At 64.7% G+C, this 17,057-nt stretch carries 15 protein-coding genes; 10 read left to right on the top strand and 5 right to left on the bottom strand.

The features are described from left to right. Positions 1-14 precede the first annotated feature (14 nt). The 5 genes from AC5QPF_RS20850 (at position 15) to AC5QPF_RS20830 (ending at position 3,561) form a co-directional block, all read left to right on the top strand. Complete coding sequence (locus tag AC5QPF_RS20850; RefSeq protein ID WP_494959689.1) at positions 15-302, top strand: hypothetical protein; 288 nt, start codon at positions 15-17, stop codon at positions 300-302. Between the two features lie 96 nt (positions 303-398). After that, complete coding sequence (locus AC5QPF_RS20845; RefSeq protein WP_494959688.1) at positions 399-923, top strand: DUF3455 domain-containing protein; 525 nt, start codon at positions 399-401, stop codon at positions 921-923. 64 nt (positions 924-987) lie between these two features. Beyond that, positions 988-1,527, top strand: coding sequence for a sigma-70 family RNA polymerase sigma factor (locus AC5QPF_RS20840; RefSeq protein WP_494959687.1), 540 nt, complete (start codon positions 988-990; stop codon positions 1,525-1,527). Beyond that, a complete protein-coding gene (locus AC5QPF_RS20835) occupies positions 1,524-2,210 on the top strand; it encodes an anti-sigma factor domain-containing protein (RefSeq protein WP_494959686.1) in 687 nt (228 codons plus the stop codon). Before AC5QPF_RS20840 ends, AC5QPF_RS20835 begins: the two co-directional genes overlap by 4 nt. Before the next feature lie 202 nt (positions 2,211-2,412). Beyond that, positions 2,413-3,561 carry an HPP family protein gene (locus tag AC5QPF_RS20830; RefSeq protein WP_494959685.1) on the top strand — a complete coding sequence of 383 codons (1,149 nt, stop codon included), beginning with the start codon at positions 2,413-2,415 and terminating at the stop codon, positions 3,559-3,561. Here AC5QPF_RS20830 and AC5QPF_RS20825 read toward each other — a convergent pair. Further along, on the bottom strand, positions 3,558-4,421 hold the full coding sequence (locus AC5QPF_RS20825) for a LysR substrate-binding domain-containing protein (protein WP_494959684.1): 864 nt from the start codon (positions 4,419-4,421) through the stop codon (positions 3,558-3,560). The two genes, AC5QPF_RS20830 and AC5QPF_RS20825, sit on opposite strands and share 4 nt — an antisense overlap. A gap of 142 nt (positions 4,422-4,563) precedes the next feature. Beyond that, entirely contained in the window at positions 4,564-6,048 is a 1,485-nt protein-coding gene (locus AC5QPF_RS20820) for an aldehyde dehydrogenase family protein (RefSeq protein WP_494959683.1), read from the bottom strand. 260 nt (positions 6,049-6,308) lie between these two features. Between AC5QPF_RS20820 and AC5QPF_RS20815 the strand changes: the two genes are divergently transcribed. From AC5QPF_RS20815 to AC5QPF_RS20800, 4 genes are all read left to right on the top strand, one after another. Beyond that, a complete protein-coding gene (locus AC5QPF_RS20815) occupies positions 6,309-7,478 on the top strand; it encodes a p-hydroxyphenylacetate 3-hydroxylase oxygenase component (protein ID WP_494959682.1) in 1,170 nt (389 codons plus the stop codon). 71 nt (positions 7,479-7,549) lie between these two features. After that, positions 7,550-8,494 (top strand): p-hydroxyphenylacetate 3-hydroxylase reductase component, encoded by a 945-nt coding sequence (locus AC5QPF_RS20810; protein WP_494959681.1) that lies wholly within the window; start codon positions 7,550-7,552, stop codon positions 8,492-8,494. 123 nt (positions 8,495-8,617) lie between these two features. After that, positions 8,618-10,711 (top strand): TonB-dependent siderophore receptor, encoded by a 2,094-nt coding sequence (locus AC5QPF_RS20805; protein WP_494959680.1) that lies wholly within the window; start codon positions 8,618-8,620, stop codon positions 10,709-10,711. Positions 10,712-10,729: 18 nt separating this feature from the next. Next, positions 10,730-11,455: a DUF4198 domain-containing protein gene (locus tag AC5QPF_RS20800; RefSeq protein WP_494959679.1), complete on the top strand. Its 726-nt coding sequence runs from the start codon at positions 10,730-10,732 to the stop codon at positions 11,453-11,455. A gap of 36 nt (positions 11,456-11,491) precedes the next feature. Here AC5QPF_RS20800 and AC5QPF_RS20795 read toward each other — a convergent pair whose 3' ends face one another. Continuing rightward, on the bottom strand, positions 11,492-11,881 hold the full coding sequence (locus tag AC5QPF_RS20795; RefSeq protein ID WP_494959678.1) for a VOC family protein: 390 nt from the start codon (positions 11,879-11,881) through the stop codon (positions 11,492-11,494). A 116-nt stretch (positions 11,882-11,997) separates the two neighbouring features. On the opposite strand from AC5QPF_RS20795, the gene AC5QPF_RS20790 reads away from it, so the two are divergent. Then, the gene (locus AC5QPF_RS20790) at positions 11,998-12,819 is read left to right on the top strand and encodes a methyltransferase (RefSeq protein ID WP_494959677.1); all 822 of its coding nucleotides are present in this window, start codon (positions 11,998-12,000) and stop codon (positions 12,817-12,819) included. Between the two features lie 142 nt (positions 12,820-12,961). Here AC5QPF_RS20790 and AC5QPF_RS20785 read toward each other — a convergent pair whose 3' ends face one another. Both AC5QPF_RS20785 and AC5QPF_RS20780 read right to left on the bottom strand, forming a co-directional pair. After that, positions 12,962-14,917: a DNA topoisomerase 3 gene (locus tag AC5QPF_RS20785; protein WP_494964221.1), complete on the bottom strand. Its 1,956-nt coding sequence runs from the start codon at positions 14,915-14,917 to the stop codon at positions 12,962-12,964. Positions 14,918-15,052: 135 nt separating this feature from the next. Then, positions 15,053-17,047, bottom strand: coding sequence for a hypothetical protein (locus AC5QPF_RS20780; RefSeq protein WP_494959676.1), 1,995 nt, complete (start codon positions 17,045-17,047; stop codon positions 15,053-15,055). Between the last annotated feature and the right edge of the window lie 10 nt (positions 17,048-17,057).

The following is a 17,057-nucleotide window of genomic DNA, read 5'->3' as shown; positions in this document are numbered from 1 at the left end:
CCGGAGCCCCCAGCATGCAGAAGTACACTGCCACCGTAACCATCAGCGCCGAGCAGCGCGACGACGTCGAGGCTATCGAGAACACCGGCGTGCAGGTCTCCCTGGAAGCGGTGTCGGAAACCCTGAAGAAGGTCCACTTCAACGGCACCCTGGCGGCCCCGGACAAGCCCACTCATATCTGCGTCACCCTGGAAAACGGCCTGACCTACTACGGCGAGATCGTCAACGGTCACGCCGAGCTGGAATACGGCTGGATCGCGTTCGAGTCGGACATGCTGACCCCGGAAGAACTGGGCCTGTAATTTTTTCACCTGCCTGCATCCAGTCGCGTCCGCCCCGCGTAGTTCGGATAGCAGCCTCGTGCTGCCTATCCGATCTTCCTGACTGGAGTCTTGCCCATGAACCGTTCCGTCCGCTTCGCCCTGATCGCTTCTGGCCTGCTGTTCGGCAGCCTGGCCCAGGCCAACAGCGCCATCCCCGATAGCATCAAGGTGCCTGAGGGGCACAAGATGGCGCTGGAAACCACTGGCGTCGGCGAGATCACCTACGAATGCCGCGACAAGGCTGACATGGCCGGCCAGACCGAGTGGGTCTTCGTCGGACCCAAGGCCGTGCTCAATGACCGTAGCGGCAAGGCCGTCGGCGACTACTTCGGTCCGCCCGCCACCTGGCAGGCCAAGGACGGTTCCAAGGTCACCGGCACCCAGGTGGCGGTGGCGCCGTCCAGCCCGGGCAACCTTCCTTATCAGTTGGTCAAGGCCAATCCCGCCGAAGGCAAGGGCGCCATGAGCGGCGTGACCTACATCCAGCGTGTGGCGCTCAAGGGCGGCGTGGCGCCGGCCACGGCCTGCACCACGGCAGACAAGGGCAAGCGCGAAGTGGTCGGGTACCAGGCCGATTATATTTTCTGGACCGCCCGCTGAAGCAGCGCGGCTGCGGGTGGGGTGGTCTACGCTGCCATTGGTCCGCCACTACCCGCCATCGGCCGTGCCTGTGATCAGATCCGCTGCGACCTTCGACCATGAAGCCCACCTCGCCGCCTGCGTTCGCGGCGAGCGCCAGGCCCTGCAGCGCTTGTACGAAGAGGAGGGTGCGCAATTGCTGGGCGTGGCCCGGCAACTGCTCAAGGACAATGCTCTGGCCGAAGACGTGGTGCACGACGCCTTCGTGCGTATCTGGACCCGCGCCGCGACCTTCGATCCGCAACGCGGCAGCGCACGGGGCTGGATGTTCAGCATCACCCGGCACCTGGCCCTGGATTTCCTGCGCCGCCGCGAGCGCGACCTGCCCTTTGACGATGAAGACGTGGCCGCCGAACCCGAGGTGACCAGCGATGGCCCCTTGCACAGCGGCCGCATGGATGCCTGCCTCGAACAACTGGCTCCCGAGCGGCGCGCCTGTGTGCTGCACGCCTATGTCGACGGCCTGTCGCATGCGCAGATCGCTCGGCGCCTGGACACGCCGCTGGGCACGGTGAAGGCCTGGATCAAACGCAGCCTGGCTGCCTTGCGCGAGTGCATGGGATGAGCAGCGAAGCCGAAGATCTCGACGCCCTGGCCGCAGAGTACGTGCTCGGCACCTTGGCCCACGACGAACGCCAGGTCGTGGCCCGGCGTTTGCCCCACGACGCGGCACTGCGCGCCGCCGTCGATGCCTGGGAACGTCGTCTGCAATCGATGCAGGCGCTGGTACCGCCTCAGTCACCGTCGCCCCATCTCTGGCAGCGTATCGACCGCAGCCTCGATAGCTTGCTGCCGGTGCATCCGCGCTTCTGGCAGCGCCCGGCACCCTGGCGCTGGGCGACGCTGGCCGGGGTAGCGGCGAGCCTGTTCCTGGCGATCCTGCTGCTGCGCCAGCCCGAACCCGTCGCGCCGACCTGGCTGGTGGTGCTGGTCGCCCCGCAGGACAAGGCACCGGGATGGGTGGTACAGGCCAGCGATCCGCACAATGTGCGCCTGATGCCCTTGGCCGTGGCCGAGGTGCCGGCTGACAAGGTCTTGCAGTTCTGGACCAAGGCCGACGACTGGAAAGGGCCGGTATCCCTTGGCCTGGTCAAGCCCGGCAGCTCCGCCGAAGTGTCGCTGGATACGCTACCGCCGCTGCAGGACAACCAGCTTTTCGAACTGACCCTCGAAGGTCCGGGCGGTTCGCAGACTGGCAAGCCGACCGGTCCGGTGCAGTTCATCGGGCGGGCGGTCAAAGTGCTGTAGCCGTGCCCTCATTTGTGACACTGCAAAATAATTGCACTAAAACAGCACTTTTTTGCGTTTGAGCAAAGGGCCGGTTTTCCTCAGACTGCCGTCCTGTCTTTCCATCTCCACGGAAGGAGCCCTTTGCGTATTGCCCTCGCGATACAAGTCCGCTCGCTGTCGAGCGGGCTTCTTTTCTTCAAAACAGGTGCCTGGTCGTCACATGTCTAGCCGTGGTTTGAGTCACTGGTTCGATCGCTTCATCCCCGCCGCGCTGCATATCCCCCCTCATGAATGGTTCCGCGCCGCCATCGGTGCCGTGCTCGCATTGGTCGCTGCCGGCAGCGCCTGCACCTGGCTGTTCGGCAGCGCTGCCGCGCTGCACCTGATGGCGCCACTGGCGGCTTCGACGGTGCTGCTGTTCGCCGTGCATTCCGGGGCCTTGTCGCAGCCTTGGCCGTTCGTCGCCAGCTACGTCTGCGCCGCTGCGGTGGGTATCACTCTGCACCACTGGTTTGGTCCCGGCCTGCTGGTGGCCAGTGCGGCGCTGCTGCTGGTGATCCTGCTCATGTGCCTGCTGCGTTGCCTGCACCCGCCGGGTGCGGCGCTGGCGGTGAGCCTGGCCCTGGCCGATCCGTCGCTGGCGGTCATGGGCGTGCGGGTGATCGAACCGGTGCTACTCAACGCGCTGATCGTGCTGGCTATCGCCATCGGCTACAACCGCCTGACCGGCGTGCTCTATCCGAAGATCGGCGTGCCACGCAAGGCCGCTCACGGTACCGTCGACCAGCCCGCCAGCGAGCGGGTAGGGGTCAGTGCCGACGACCTGGACCAGGCCCTGGATGAACTGGGCGGCTTCGTTGACGTCACCCGTGCTGAGCTGGAGCGGATCATCCTCGCCACCGAGCGCCATGCCGTGCAGCGCAGCCTGGGCGGTATCACTGCGGCCAGGGTGATGTCCCGGGACGTACAATTCGCCACCCCGCAAACCACGCTGGCGCAAGCGTGGAAACAACTCGCCAGCCATCACCTGAAGAACCTGCCGGTGCTGGATGACAGCGGCAAGCTGGTGGGTATCGTCAGCCTCAGCGACCTGGTCGGCCCGGCCATGGACCAGGCGCGTTTCAGCTGGCGAAGCCTGTTTGGCCGGGCGAAAAAAGTGACGCTGGAACAGATCATGAGCGAGCCGGTGATCACCGTGGACAGCGATCGCCAGGCGGTGGAACTCATCCCGCTGCTGTGCGACCGCGGCCTGCACTGTCTGCCGGTGCTGGAGGCGGGCAAGGTGGTCGGTGTGGTCACCCAGACCGACCTGATCGCCGCCCTGAGCCAGCATCTGCTGGCCCAGGATCGACTGGCGAAGGCGGCTTAGATCAGCGGATCCCAGCGTTGCGACCAGTCCGCGTCGCGCGCCACTACCTGGCGCAGCAGGTCGAAGGCCTGGCGCAGCACCTGCGAATCCCGCTCGCGGGCATAGACCAGCCAGGTCGGGTAGGGGAATTCTGGTGCCTGCGGCACCCGCTGCAGGACTCCGCGCTCCAGGTAGCTCTGCACCACCCGGGTGCGGAAGTAGCCACTGCCGCCGTGTTCGAGGATGTATTGCAGCGCCAAAGGGCCGAGATTGAAGCTCAGCGCCGGACGCGCGCATTCCGGCAGGGCTTCGTCGTGCAGGCGGCGGAAGGCGTCGCCCCAGTCGATGTACACGTAGGGTTCGGGCTGGCGCGTCAGTTCGATGCGGATCAGCTTTTCTTCCAGCAACTGTTCCACCTGCAGGCCGGGGCTGTAGATCGGCTGGTAGACCAGTGCCGCGTCGAGGGTGCCGGCTTCCAGCTTGCGCAGCAGCGTTTCGCTGTCGCTGACCTCGCTGCGGATGGCGTGGTCGGGCAGGTGCTCGTGGAGCACTCGTGCCCAGTCCAGCATCAGCGGGTTGCACAGGCTGACCTCGCCGCCGATGCGCAGCACCTGGCTGCGCCCGTCGGGCAGCGGCAGGTCGCGGCGGGCGGCTTCCCAGGTGTGCAGCAGTTGCGTGGCGTAGGGGATGAAGGCTTCGCCGTTGGGCGTCAGGCTGGCGCCGGCGCGGCTGCGGATGAACAGGGTGCTGTCCAGTTGCTGTTCGAGCTTGTGGACGCGGGCGCTGATGGCGGTCTGGGTGAGGTGCAGGCGTTCGGCGGCACCGACCAGGCTGCCGCAGCGCACGATTTCAAGGAAGGTCCGGGCCAGCTCGATGTCCATGGGGCAACCTGGAGGAGGGGAGAGCGGGCCATTCTAGAGGTTTTGTCGCGGGCCTGTGGGGGCCTCGAAAGCTATCTCAGGTGGGCGTGGAACTTGTGGGAGAGGGTAAACCCGCTCTCACAAGTTCCCTGACAACATCAAATCAGTAGCGGATCATCACCGACTTCAGCTCGGTGTAGTCCTCGATGAACGCCCCTCCGAACTCCCGGCCCACGCCCGAGGCCTTGATCCCGCCAAACGGCACCGCCGGGTCCAGCAGGGTGTGCATGTTGACCCACAAGGTCCCCGCCTGGATCTGCGGGATCAGGCGCATGGCCTTGCCCAGGTCGTTGGTCCACAGGCTGGCGCTGAGGCCGTACGGGCTGTCGTTCATCAGCTCGATCAGCTCTTCCTCGGTGTCATACGGCAGGAAGGTCGCCACCGGGCCGAAGGTTTCCTCGGTCATCAGGCTGTCCTTGGCCGAGTTGGCGAGGATCACCGTCGGCTCGACATAGCAGCCCGGACCATCGATCAACTGGCCGCCATGCAGGATGGTGCAGTTTTCGGCACGGGCCTTGGCGAACAGCTGGCCCAGCTTGGCCTGGTGCTGCTTGTTGGTCACCGGACCGAACTCGGCGCTTTCATCCAGCGGCGAGCCGATCTTCAGTTGCGCCAGGCGTTCGCACAGGCGCTGGGTGATCGCCTCGATCTGTGAACGGTGCACATAGAACCGCTCGGCGGCGGCACAGATCTGCCCGGAGTGCAGGAAGCCTGCTTCGATGATTCCGGCCACCGCCTTGTCCACGTCCACATCCGGCAGGAAGCCGGCGGCGTTCTTGCCACCCAGTTCCAGGGTGGCGCGGGTCAGGTTGGCGGCCATGGCGGTCTGGCCCACGGCCAGGCCAGTGGGCACCGAACCGGTGAACGACACCTTGTCGGTGTGCGGATGCTCGATCAGCGCCTTGCCGACGCCACCAGCACCGGTCACCACGTTCAGCGCGCCCGCCGGCAGGCCGGCTTCCACCGCCAGTTCGGCAATGCGCAGGATGGTCAGCGGGGTGAATTCGCTCGGCTTGATGATCACGCTGCAGCCGGTGACCAGCGCCGAGGCCAGTTTCCAGATGGCGATCATGGTGGAGAAGTTCCACGGCACGATGCCCACCACCACGCCGATCGGCTCGCGCAGGGTGAAGGCGGTGTATTTCTCGCCATTGAACGAGGGCAGCGACGGGGTGATGGTTTCACCGCTGATCTTGGTTGCCCAGCCGGCGTAGTAGCGCAGGAAGTGCGCGGCCTGATCGACCTCGAAGTTGCGCGCGATCTGAATCAGCTTGCCCGACTGCAGGGTCTCGATCTGCGCCAGTTCCTCGCGGTTGCGTTCCAGCAGGTCGGCCAGCTTCAGCAGTACGCCACCGCGCACCGCCGGGGCGGCCTTGGACCAGGCAGCGAAGCCTTGGCGCGACGAGGCCACGGCGGCGTCGATATCGGCCTGGCTGGCTTCGCCGACGCGGCTGATGACTTCGCCGCTGGCCGGGTCGATCACGTCCAGGTGGCGGCCGCTGCCGGCGACCCGCGCCTGGCCGTCGATGAACTGGCCGTGATCACGCTGGAGGAAGGCCTGGACGGCGGGCAGAAGGGAAATGCTCATGTCGGATGTACCTGTGCAAAGAGGCAAAGCCGCACCCTAGCGCAGCCTCGCGCGGGTGACTTGACTGTGCCTGCCAGGGGTACATGACCGGGTCTGCCAGCCGACGGTGTGTCCGTCCGGTGTGCGCCATGGAAAGTACAATTTTGTCTGTGGAAGGTGCATTTTCAGTCTGCCGAGCGCCTCCCATACTGGCCCCGAATCCGCCGCAGTCGCTGCCACCGGTAGCTCAGTCGGACATCCAATAATAAGCAGGGCCTCCCATGAAAAAGCCAAACCCGCTGCTCGAAGACCTCAAGTCGGTACTGCCGGCCATCGCCGCCAATGCCTCCCGTGCCGAGAAGGACCGCATGGTCCCTGCCGAGAACATCGCTCTGCTCAAGGGCATCGGCCTGCACCGCGCGTTCCTGCCGAAAGCCTACGGCGGCATGGAGATCTCCCTGCCGGAATTCACTGATTGCATCGCCCTGTTGGCCGGTGCTTGTGCCAGTACTGCTTGGGCCATGAGCCTGCTGTGCACCCACAATCATCAGTTGGCGATGTTCCCGGCCAAGCTGCAGGAAGAAATCTGGGGCGAGAACCCGGACCACACTGCCTCTAGCAGCATCGCGCCATTCGGCCGTGTCGAAGAGGTTGAAGGTGGCCTGCTGTTCAGTGGCGAAATGGGCTGGAGCAGCGGTTGCGACCACGCCGAATGGGCCATCGTCGGCTGCCGCCGGGCCAATGCCGAAGGCACCCAGGACTACTGCTTCGCCGTGCTGCCACGCAGCGACTACGAGATCCGTGACGACTGGTACGCCGCCGGCATGAAGGGCAGCGGCACCAAGACCCTGATCATCGACAAGGCCTTCGTTCCCGAGCACCGCATCCAGAAAGCCAAGGACATGATGGAAGGCAAGTCCGCCGGCTTCGGTCTGTATCCGGACAGCAAGATCTTCTACACCCCGTACCGTCCGTACTTCGCCGTCGGTTTCGCCACCATCAGCCTGGGCATCGCCGAGCGCATGCTGGAAGCCTTCCGCGAGAAGACCAAGAACCGCGTGCGCGCCTACACCGGTGTCAGCGTCGGTGCAGCCACTCCGGCGTTGATGCGCCTGGCCGAGTCGACCCACCAGGTTGCCGCCGCCCGCGCTTTCCTCGAAAAGACCTGGCAGGACCACGCCGACCATGGCGCGCGCAAAGAATACCCGAGCCGCGAAACCCTGGCCTTCTGGCGCACCAACCAGGCCTACGCGGTGAAGATGTGCATCCAGGCCGTCGACCGTCTGTACGAAGCCGCAGGCGGCACCGCCTGGTTCGAGAGCAACGAGCTGCAACGACTGTGGCGCGACTCGCACATGACCGGCGCCCATGCCTATACCGACTACGACGTCTGCGCGCAGATCCTCGGCCGTGAGCTGATGGGCCTGGAGCCTGATCCGAGCATGGTCTGATCCGCGACCGTTCTTCTCTCTTGCATAACAACAAATCACGGTTGCCCAACGGGGCAGCCGGGGAGTCTTGCATGTCCAATGAAACCACCGCGGCTTTCGACAGCCGCGCCTTCCGCCGCGCCTTGGGCAACTTCGCCACCGGCGTCACCGTGGTCACCGCCGATGATGGCCAGGGCAACAAGGTAGGCGTCACCGCCAACAGCTTCAACTCGGTGTCCCTGGACCCGGCGCTGATCCTCTGGAGCCTCGACAAACGTTCCACCAGCCTGGCCACCTTCGAGGCGGCCAGCCACTTCGCGGTGAACATCCTTGCCGCCGACCAGATCGACCTGTCCAACAACTTCGCCAAACCACGGGAAGACCGCTTCGCCGGTATTGCGCACCAGGCGGGGGCGGGCGGGGCGCCGATCCTGCTGGACTGCTCGGCCAACTTCCAGTGCGAGAAGTACCAGATCCTCGACGGTGGCGACCACTGGATCATGATCGGCAAGGTGGTGTGCTTCGAGGATTGCGGGCGTTCGCCGCTGTTGTATCACCAGGGTGCGTATTCCATGGTGCTACCGCATACGCGCATGACCCGTCGCGAGGAAGGCCAGCCGCCGAGCAGCAATTTCCAGGGGCGCCTGAGCCACAACCTGTACTACCTGATGACCCAGGCGCTGCGGGCGTACCAGACCAGCTACCAGCCACGCCAGCTGTCCAGCGGCCTGCGCACCAGCGAGGCGCGGATGCTGATGGTGCTGGAGAACGACGCCGGGCTGAACCTTGCCGACCTGCAGCGCGAAGTGGCGATGCCGGCGCGGGAGATCGACGAGGCGGTGGCCAATCTCAAACGCAAGGGGTTGGTGTGCGACAGCGAGGCGCAGGGACATGTGCGCCTGACCGTCAGTGGCGTCGACCAGACCGAGGCGCTGTGGACCATTGCCCGGGAGCAGCAGGACAAGGTGTTCGGTGAGTTCAGCGAAGAGCAGATCGAGACCTTCAAGACCGTGCTCAAGGCTGTGATTCGCGGCTGACCTGATTGGGGCCGCAAAGCGGCCCCAAATCCATTCAAGCCAAATCTCAATTCCCTACAAACCCGATGGTGTCATTCTGCTTTTAAGTTGTTATGTTATTACATAAATAACTCGGGAGCCCCCATGAACCGCCCCATTGGAAGGTTGTACCTCGGCCTGTCTGCCGGCCTGCTCGCTGTCCCCGCCCTGGCCGAAGACGCCGTCCTGCTGGACGCTGTCACCGTCACCGAACGCCGCCTCGAAGAACGCGCCGACGGCCCCGTACAGGGTTATCGTGCCACTCGCTCGGCCACCGCGACCCGCACCGACACCGATATCCGCGATACCCCGCAAGCCATCAGCGTGGTCCCGGCCCAGGTCATCGAAGACCTCAACACCACCCGCATCGATCGCGCCCTCGACTTTGCCGGCGGCGTCTCGCGGCAGAACAACTTCGGCGGCCTGACCTTCCTCAACTACAGCGTGCGGGGCTTCACCACCGGCGAACTGTACAAGAACGGCTTCGCTATCAACCGCGGCAGCTACAGCGCCCCGGATGCTTCGTCCATCGAGCGCATCGAGGTGCTCAAGGGACCCGCCGCCAGCCTCTACGGCCGTGGCGATCCTGGCGGGCTGGTGAACATCGTTGGCAAGAAACCCCAGGCCGAGGCCTTCACCACCCTCAAGGCCAGCGCCGGCAGTTGGGACCGCTACCGCAGCAGCCTCGACGTCAACACACCGCTGGACGAGGACGGCCGCGTGCTGTCGCGGGTGAACCTGGCCGTGGAAGACAACGGCAGCTTCCGCGATCACGTCGACGGTCGCCGCGCTATCGTCAGTCCGTCGCTGAGCTGGCAACTGAGCCCGGACACCCTGCTGTCCATCGACACCGAGTTTTCCCGCACCGAATCGGTGTTCGACCGCGGCATACCGGCAGTGAATGGCGAACTGGGCCCGGTATCCCGTTCGACCTTCCTCGGCGAGCCCAACGACGGCCATATCCGCAACGACAACCAGACCCTCGACGTGGCCCTGGAGCATTACCTCGACGACAACTGGAAACTGCGTCTGGCCAACCACTACACCCAGGGCACCCTGCGCGGTGCCAGCTCGGAAACCTCCCGGGTAGTGGGGGATCGCATCAGTCGGTTCTACCGCGAGCGCGACTTCGAGTGGAACGACAACATCACTCAGGTCGAGCTGCACGGTCACTTCGACTGGGCTGGCTGGCAGCACCAGACCCTGGTAGGCCTGGAGTACGAGAACTACCGCAACAGCCAGAAGTACCCGCAAAGCGTTACCGGCCTCGGCTACGGGCTGGACATCTACAACCCGGTGTACGGTCAGCCGAAGCCTGCGATCGTCAACCCCAACGACTTCTTCGAGCGCACCGAGAGCCATGCTCTCAACCTGCAGGACCAGATCGCCTTTACCGAGCGCCTGCGCGGTTTGGTCGGGGTACGCCTGGAGCGGGTCGAGCAGACCGCACTGAACCGCAGCACCCGGGTCAGCAACACCCAGCAAAAGGACGTGGCCACGCCGAGGATCGGCCTGCTGTATCAACTGACGCCAGCAGTCGGCGTGTTCGCCAACGCCTCCACGTCGTTCAAGCCCAACGCCATCGGCACCCGCGGCCAGGTGTACAAGCCGGAGAAGGGCATCGGCTATGAAACCGGGCTCAAGCTCGACCTGTTCGACAGCCGTATCGGTGCGACCCTGGCGCTGTTCCATATCGACAAGGAAAACGTCATCACCACCGATGCCCTCGGCGACAGCATCGCCGCCGGCAAGGCGCGCAGCCAGGGGCTGGATCTGCAGTTCAGCGGCCAGATGACCGATGCGGTACGGGTGATCGGCGCCTACGCGTACATCGATGCCGAGGTGACCAAGGGCGATGCGGCCTTGCCCAAGGGCAGCGACCTGCTCGGCGTGCCTCGCCACAGCGGCAGCCTGATGGCGGTCTACGAGTTTCAGGACGGCGCCTTGCGCGGGTCCGATTTTGGCGCTGCGGCCAACTATGTCGGCGAACGCTCGGGCCAGGCCGGCAGCAGTTTCCGCTTGCCGTCCTACAGCACCGTCGACCTGCTCGCCCACTACAAGGCCAGCGAGCAGCTCAGCTTCGGCCTGAACCTGAACAACCTGTTCGACCGCAAGTACTACGAGCGGGGTTACAACGCCGCCTGGAACCTGCCGGGCGATCCGCGAAACCTCAGCCTCAGCCTGACCTATTCCCTCTGATCACGATAAGGACATGCAATGAAAAAGCGACTGACCCCCTGGCTGCTGGCCGGTCTTTTCGCTGCCGCCGGCAGTGCGCAAGGCCATGGGTTGTGGACCGAACAACGTCGCGGTGCGATCGAGGTGGTGTATGGGCATGGTGCCGAGGACTCCGCGTTCAAGGCGCAGAAGATCAAGCGCGCCTGGGCCTGGGATGTGCGCGGCGGGCAGATCCCGGTGACGGTCGAACGCCTGGCCGACCATGCTCGTCTGCAACCTCTGCGTACGCCGGCAGGCGTGGCGGTGGCGCTGGACAATGGCGCATGGTCGCAGACGCCGGAGAAAAAGTGGGTGAACGATGACCGGACCAAGGTGCGTGATGCGGTCAGCTCGATTCATACCTGGAAGTACAGCGTGGCGCTGTATCAGCAAGGCGCCAGGCTGCCGGACCTGAAGGCGCTGCGTTTGGTGATCGTGCCGCAGGTCGATCCGCTCAAGGTCGGGCCGGGCCAGGCGTTGCCGGTGCAGGTGCTGCTGGATGGCAAGCCGCTGGCCGGGGTGGACGTGATTGGCGATTATCGTGGCGCGCCACACCAGGTATCGGCCATCACCGACCATGAAGGACGGGCCAGCGTCGTAGTGCGCAACGAAGGCCTGAACATCCTCGCCGCCAGCGTCACCCGGCCGCTGGCCAAGGATGCGCCGACGGCGGAGGAGGGGTTGTTCACTTCGCTGACGTTCCTGGGTGAACCGCATCACGAGTGAGATTGCTGTGGGGGCGGGTGGACGGCGTGCAGCCACTTATCCCACCGGCGTACACAACTCCACGAGAATCCCCGCCGGGCACCTGACCCACGACACCGTCTGCCCCCACGGCTTCACCTGCGGCGCCTTCAACTCCTGCGCTCCGGCGTTCACCGCCCGGGCGTGCGCCGCCGGCACATCATCGGTCACCAGCCCGAGTTCCATACCCAACGGCCGTGCACTCTCGCTGGCTGCCAGTACGCCACCTTCGAAATTCACTTCACCCAGTTCCAGCGAGGCAAAAGCCAGGGTCGTCGCTCCGGTCTCCAGCTCGCCATAGTCCCCGGACTCATGCAGAAAGCGCTGTCGCAGGCCAAAGGCACGTTCGAAAAAGTTCAGCGAGGCCGCGACATCCGCGACATAGGCAATGGTGTATCCCAGTTTCATGCAGGTCTTCCTTGAGTGACGAAGCTGCCGTTATACCGCAATTCGGCAACCGGCACATTGCCAGCGCCGATGGGCCACACTAAGGTGATCGCGGACCTGGACCAAAGGAGCTGACCATGGCCGATTCACTTGCCCTCAACAAAGCCAGCTGGGACGAACGCGCGCCGCTGCATGCTGCGTCTGGCGACTATGAAGTGGCGACCTTCGTCGCCGATCCTGCGCACCTGTCCGAGGTGGTGCGTTTCGACCTGCCGCTGCTGGGCGATATCGAAGGCCAGCGCGGCCTGCACCTGCAGTGCCATATCGGTACCGACACGCTGTCCCTGGCCCGCCTCGGGGCGAACATGACCGGGCTGGATTTTTCCGCGCGCTCGCTCGAGCAGGCCCGGGAGTTGGCCGAGCGCTGCGAGGTGGCCATCGAGTATGTCGAGGCGGATGTCTACGCTGCCTGCTCGACCCTGCCGGCCGCCTCGTTCGACCTGATCTATACCGGCATCGGCGCCTTGTGCTGGCTGCCGGATATCCAGCGCTGGGCGGGCACCGTGGCCACCTTGCTCAAGCCGGGTGGGCGCCTGTTCCTGCGTGACGGGCACCCTATGCTGATGGCGATCAACGAGGATCACAGCGACCGGCTGGTGGTTGAGTACCCGTATTTCGAACGACCGGAGCCGACGGTATGGATCAGTGACCAGACCTATGTGACCACTGATACCAGCCTCACCCATACCGAGACCCATGAATGGAACCATGGCCTGGGTGAAGTGGTGAGTGCCTTGCTCAGCCAGGGTCTGCGCATCAGCGGCCTGGTGGAGCATGACAGCATTCCCTGGGAGGCTCTGCCCGGGCAGATGAGCCGGCGGGACAATGGGGAATGGCAACTGGACAGCCAGCCTTGGCGGTTGCCGTTGAGCTATACCCTGCAGGCAGTAAAAGAGTAGGGCTCTGGCCTGATGGTGTTGCTGATGGCCTCATCGCGGGTAACGCCCGCTCCCACAGTATCACTGCAAGCCACAGCATTCCGGCTCGACGCGAAACCTGTGGGAGCTGGCGAAGCCTGCGATGAGGCCCTTGAGACCGACATCAACTTCCTGATTTCTTCGCCTGCGGCTTGCGCACTCGCTTCGCCCCGGCCCCTGCTGCTGCACTGCTCTTGCGCTTCTTCTTCCAAGGCGACCCACCCCGTCCCGCCGGTGTCGCCGGCCCTGAAATCGTCAGGCTCAACCCCGAGCAACGCTCCACCTGCTTGCTCATCCAGGCTGACTGCTTCTCGACGAAGGTCTCCAGGCTCATTTCTCCACTCTGCACCATATCCAGCGCCTGCTCCCAGATCGCCGTGGTGCCTGGGTCGGCGATGGCTCGGGGCACGGCATCGATCAGGCTGAAGGCCGCCGGGGTGGCACTCAGGGCCTTGCCGTTCTTCACCAGGTAACCGCGGTCCAGCAACCCCTGGATGATCCCCGCCCGGGTCGCCTCGGTGCCAATGCCGGTGGTGTCCTTGAGCTTCTGCTTGAGCCGGGGGTCGTCCACCAGCCTGGCGACGTTCTTCATCGCCTTGATCAGGTCGCCTTCGGTGAAGGGCTTGGGTGGCTGGGTCCACAGGTCTTTCAGGGCGAGGTCGTGCAGCGCGCACCACTGGCCCTTGCTCAACGCCGGCAACACCTGCGGCGCCGGAGCCTCGCGGCCTTTCGGCGGGGTCAGTGCTTCCGGCAGGGCACGCCGCCAGCCCGGCTCGACGATCTGCTTGCCCACCGCGCGTAGCGCCTGGCCTGCGCAATCGAAGTCGGCCTGGGTACGGTCGTACTCGTGGTTGGGCAGGAACTGCGCCAGGTAGCGCGCGCGAATCAGGGTGTAGACCGCCTTGGCCTTGCGCGGCAGACGATCCGGGGTGACGGCCGCAGCAGTAGGGATGATGCCGTGGTGGGCGCTGACCTTGGCGTCGTTCCACGCCCGCGAGCGCCGCTGTGCCTGCAGGTGCGGCTGCAAGGGCGCCAGGCTCGGGTCGGCGCGGTGCAGGGCGGCGAGGATCGCCGGCGCCTCGCCGTGCTGGCTCAGCGGCAGGTAGCCGCAATCGCTGCGCGGATAGGTGATGACCTTGTGGGTTTCGTACAGCGACTGGGCGATATCCAGGGTTTCCTGGGCGCCGAGGCCGAGCTTCTTCGAGCAGACTTCCTGCAGGGTACCCAGGTCGAAGGGCAGCGGTGCCACCTCGCGCATGCGCTCGGTCTTCACTTCGACTACCTGCGCCGAACCCGCCGCTTGCATCGCCCCCGCAGCTTGTTGCGCCAGTTCCTGCTTCAGGCAGCGACCCTGTTCATCACAGGCGTCGTCCGGTGCACGCCATTGTGCGGTGAATACCGTGCCATCGCTGTCCAGCTGCACATCGATGGCCCAGAACGGCACTGGTACGAAGTCGGCGATGCTGCGGTCGCGGTCCACCACCAGGCGCAGGGTCGGGGTCTGCACCCGGCCCACCGGCAGCACGCCCTGGTAGCCGGACTGGCGGCCGAGCAGGGTGAACAGGCGGCTCATGTTCATGCCGATCAGCCAGTCGGCGCGGGAGCGGCCGAGGGCCGAGTGGTACAGGCTGAAGGTTTCGGCACCGGGCTTGAGGCTGGCCAGGGCCTTGCGGATCGAGGCGTCGTCCAGCGCCGACAGCCAAAGGCGGCGGATCGGCCCACGGTAGCGGCAGTGTTCCACCAGTTCGCGGGCGATCATTTCCCCTTCGCGGTCGGCGTCGGTGGCGATCACCAGTTCCGCCGCCTCGCCGAGCAGACGCTTGACCGCCTTGTACTGGCTGGCGGTCTTCGGCTTGACCTGCATCTTCCATTGCCCGGGAATGATCGGCAGGTCGGCCAGCACCCAGCGCTTGTAGCGCGCGTCGTAGGCGTCGGGCGGTGCGGTTTCCAGCAGGTGGCCGATGCACCAGGTCACCGTCACCCCGGTCCCGACCCAGCAGCCATCGCCACGGCGACTGGCGCCGAGGACCTTGGCGATATCCTTGGCCTGGGAGGGTTTTTCGCAGAGGAACAGGCGCATGGGGAGGGTGGGCATCCTGGGGAAAGAGGTTCCCTAGGATGCGCAGGATAAGGATGGCTGGCAAGTTTTATCTGTATGGATGTACAGGTTTTTGCTTTCTTGGGTGACTGGGCTGCAAAGCAGCCCCGACTCCAGCTAAGGCTTCGCACTCACCGTGGCATTGCGCCACGCTTGCTGCAGCTTCTGCTCCAGATCGGTACTCACCGGCTTCTTCTGTGCTTCAAGGCTCAGCTTCAATCCATTCAGTGAACGCCCGCTCAGACGGTTTTCACTGAGGTCCTGGGTAAACACCCGCTCCGCTTCCTCGGCTTTACCCTGCGCCAGCAAGGCATACCCCAGCGACTCGCGAACGGTGTAGTACCAGTCCGGCGGCTCGTTGTACCAGAGCCCGTCCTGCACCTCGACCGCTTTGCGCCAGGCCGCGATAACCTGGGCTTTGTCGTCGTCCTTCAGGGCCGCGAGGTCGTCCGCCAGCACCTTGCCCTTCGCACCCACGGCCTTGGCACTGGCTTGCTGCACGTCTTTCAAGACCAGCTGGCCGTCGGTGGCAGCCTGGGCCTGGGTGAACAGGATCAGGTTGGCCAGGCGCAGCAGGTCTACGGCCTTGTTGTTGCCATAGGTCAGGTCAGTCTTCCCGGACTCCGCCAGTACGCTGCCGGTGGTGCTCCAGAAACCGCCCAAGGCCTTGACCGCCGCCGCGCTGTCCTGCTTCTCGCCTAGCGTCTGATACGCCGAGGCATAGCTTTGCATGATCCGGGTGTAGGGCATGGTCAGTGTTTCCCAGCCCTTGGCGTCCTTGCAGGTCTCGTTGATCTGCGCCAACCCCGCGGTGATCTTCGGTTCGATCGCTTTCAGTTCGTCCCACGCCTGGAAGCGCACGGCGTAGTAATAGGGCACTGCATAGAAGTAGTCGGACTTGGTCTTCAACTCCGCCGGATACTTCTCGCAGAGGAACTTCACCGAGGCATTGGTAGTGGTGTTGTCCACCAGCTCGCTGGCCATGTTCAGGGCTTCGTTCTTGCGCCCTTCGATGGACAGGGTCCAGGTCAGAAAGTGGATGTTATGTCCCAGGTAGTGCAGCAGGTAAGGGCTTTGCGGCTGGACCTGGTTGGCATAGGCACGGTCCACCGAGATCGCCGCGTAGTTGGTGGCGCTGGACAGCGCGTTGTTGCCGGTGCGCTGGTAGATGTGCGAGGCCATGTGGATCAGGTGGCCCACTGCCGGGTTGAGGGTGCGGAACCGCTCGGCCATGGGCATGCCGCTGTCGGGGAAGGGCGATTCCTCGATGGCATGGATGAAGAAGTGGTTGGCGCCGGAGTGGTTCTGGTCTTGCACCAGCACGCGATTGAGCACTTCCAGGGCGTCGGCCGCTTCGGCGGTCGGCTTGACCGCATCAGACGTGGCCTCGGTGCCTTTCCACCACTTCCACGGGTCGATGTTGAGCAGGGCGTCAGCGTACAGGGCGGCGGCGTCGAGGTCGTCGAAGTAGTTGTTGGAGAGCTTTTTCATCTCCGTCACGTAGCGCTTCTTGCCGTCCATCGACAGGGTGATGTCGTTGCCGTTGACGTCGTACTGGCTGAGGAAGGCGCTGGCGTATTCCGCTTCACGGTCGACCTGCGCCTTGGTGAAGCCGGACGGAACGCTGTTCACGCGCTGGTTCGCGTTCTTCTGCGCCAGGTTCACCGCCAGGTACGCCAACTGGTCGCACCCCTCGGTGGCATCGGTATTGATGTTCGAACTGGCTGACAGGGCGATGCCCCACAGCGGCATCGCCGAGCCGTTGTCGAGCTGGTACGCCTGGTAGAAGGCGCGGATCGCCTCGCTGAAGTTGAAACCGTACTGCAGGGCCATGCCCTGGCTGTAGAAGGCCTGGATCTTTTCGCTGTCACCCACCGAGACCAGGTCGTAGCGGGTGCCGCCGAGACCGGAAAGGAGGCGATCTGCCTGGGTGTCCTTGTCGCTGACGCACAGCTTCAGCGCGGTCTCCAGGGTAGTGTCGTCGGGGAGTTTCTTGAAGGTCTTGCCTTGCGAGCCTGCGTCGCCGTGTCCGCCATGACCCATGGCATTGAGCGGCAACGAGGCCAGCAGTGCGCAGGCGATGGCCATGCGCATGCTGGTCGTTCTTTCCATGAAAGGTTTT

It is taken from the genome of Pseudomonas sp. Con_6 (assembly GCF_059379395.1).
The sequence above is the reverse complement of the archived record's forward strand: the minus strand, read 5'-3'. Positions and strand labels throughout refer to the sequence as shown.

What these genes read in the sequence shown, in the direction of transcription:
- AC5QPF_RS20850 (WP_494959689.1), top strand. Translation starts at nt 15, where the DNA reads ATGCAGAAGTACACTGCCACCGTAACCATCAGCGCCGAGCAGCGCGAC.
- AC5QPF_RS20845 (WP_494959688.1), top strand. Translation starts at nt 399, where the DNA reads ATGAACCGTTCCGTCCGCTTCGCCCTGATCGCTTCTGGCCTGCTGTTC.
- AC5QPF_RS20835 (WP_494959686.1), top strand. Translation starts at nt 1,524, where the DNA reads ATGAGCAGCGAAGCCGAAGATCTCGACGCCCTGGCCGCAGAGTACGTG.
- AC5QPF_RS20830 (WP_494959685.1), top strand. Translation starts at nt 2,413, where the DNA reads ATGTCTAGCCGTGGTTTGAGTCACTGGTTCGATCGCTTCATCCCCGCC.
- AC5QPF_RS20825 (WP_494959684.1), bottom strand. Translation starts at nt 4,421, where the DNA reads ATGGACATCGAGCTGGCCCGGACCTTCCTTGAAATCGTGCGCTGCGGC.
- AC5QPF_RS20820 (WP_494959683.1), bottom strand. Translation starts at nt 6,048, where the DNA reads ATGAGCATTTCCCTTCTGCCCGCCGTCCAGGCCTTCCTCCAGCGTGAT.
- AC5QPF_RS20815 (WP_494959682.1), top strand. Translation starts at nt 6,309, where the DNA reads ATGAAAAAGCCAAACCCGCTGCTCGAAGACCTCAAGTCGGTACTGCCG.
- AC5QPF_RS20810 (WP_494959681.1), top strand. Translation starts at nt 7,550, where the DNA reads ATGTCCAATGAAACCACCGCGGCTTTCGACAGCCGCGCCTTCCGCCGC.
- AC5QPF_RS20805 (WP_494959680.1), top strand. Translation starts at nt 8,618, where the DNA reads ATGAACCGCCCCATTGGAAGGTTGTACCTCGGCCTGTCTGCCGGCCTG.
- AC5QPF_RS20800 (WP_494959679.1), top strand. Translation starts at nt 10,730, where the DNA reads ATGAAAAAGCGACTGACCCCCTGGCTGCTGGCCGGTCTTTTCGCTGCC.
- AC5QPF_RS20795 (WP_494959678.1), bottom strand. Translation starts at nt 11,881, where the DNA reads ATGAAACTGGGATACACCATTGCCTATGTCGCGGATGTCGCGGCCTCG.
- AC5QPF_RS20790 (WP_494959677.1), top strand. Translation starts at nt 11,998, where the DNA reads ATGGCCGATTCACTTGCCCTCAACAAAGCCAGCTGGGACGAACGCGCG.
- AC5QPF_RS20785 (WP_494964221.1), bottom strand. Translation starts at nt 14,917, where the DNA reads ATGCGCCTGTTCCTCTGCGAAAAACCCTCCCAGGCCAAGGATATCGCC.
- AC5QPF_RS20780 (WP_494959676.1), bottom strand. Translation starts at nt 17,047, where the DNA reads ATGGAAAGAACGACCAGCATGCGCATGGCCATCGCCTGCGCACTGCTG.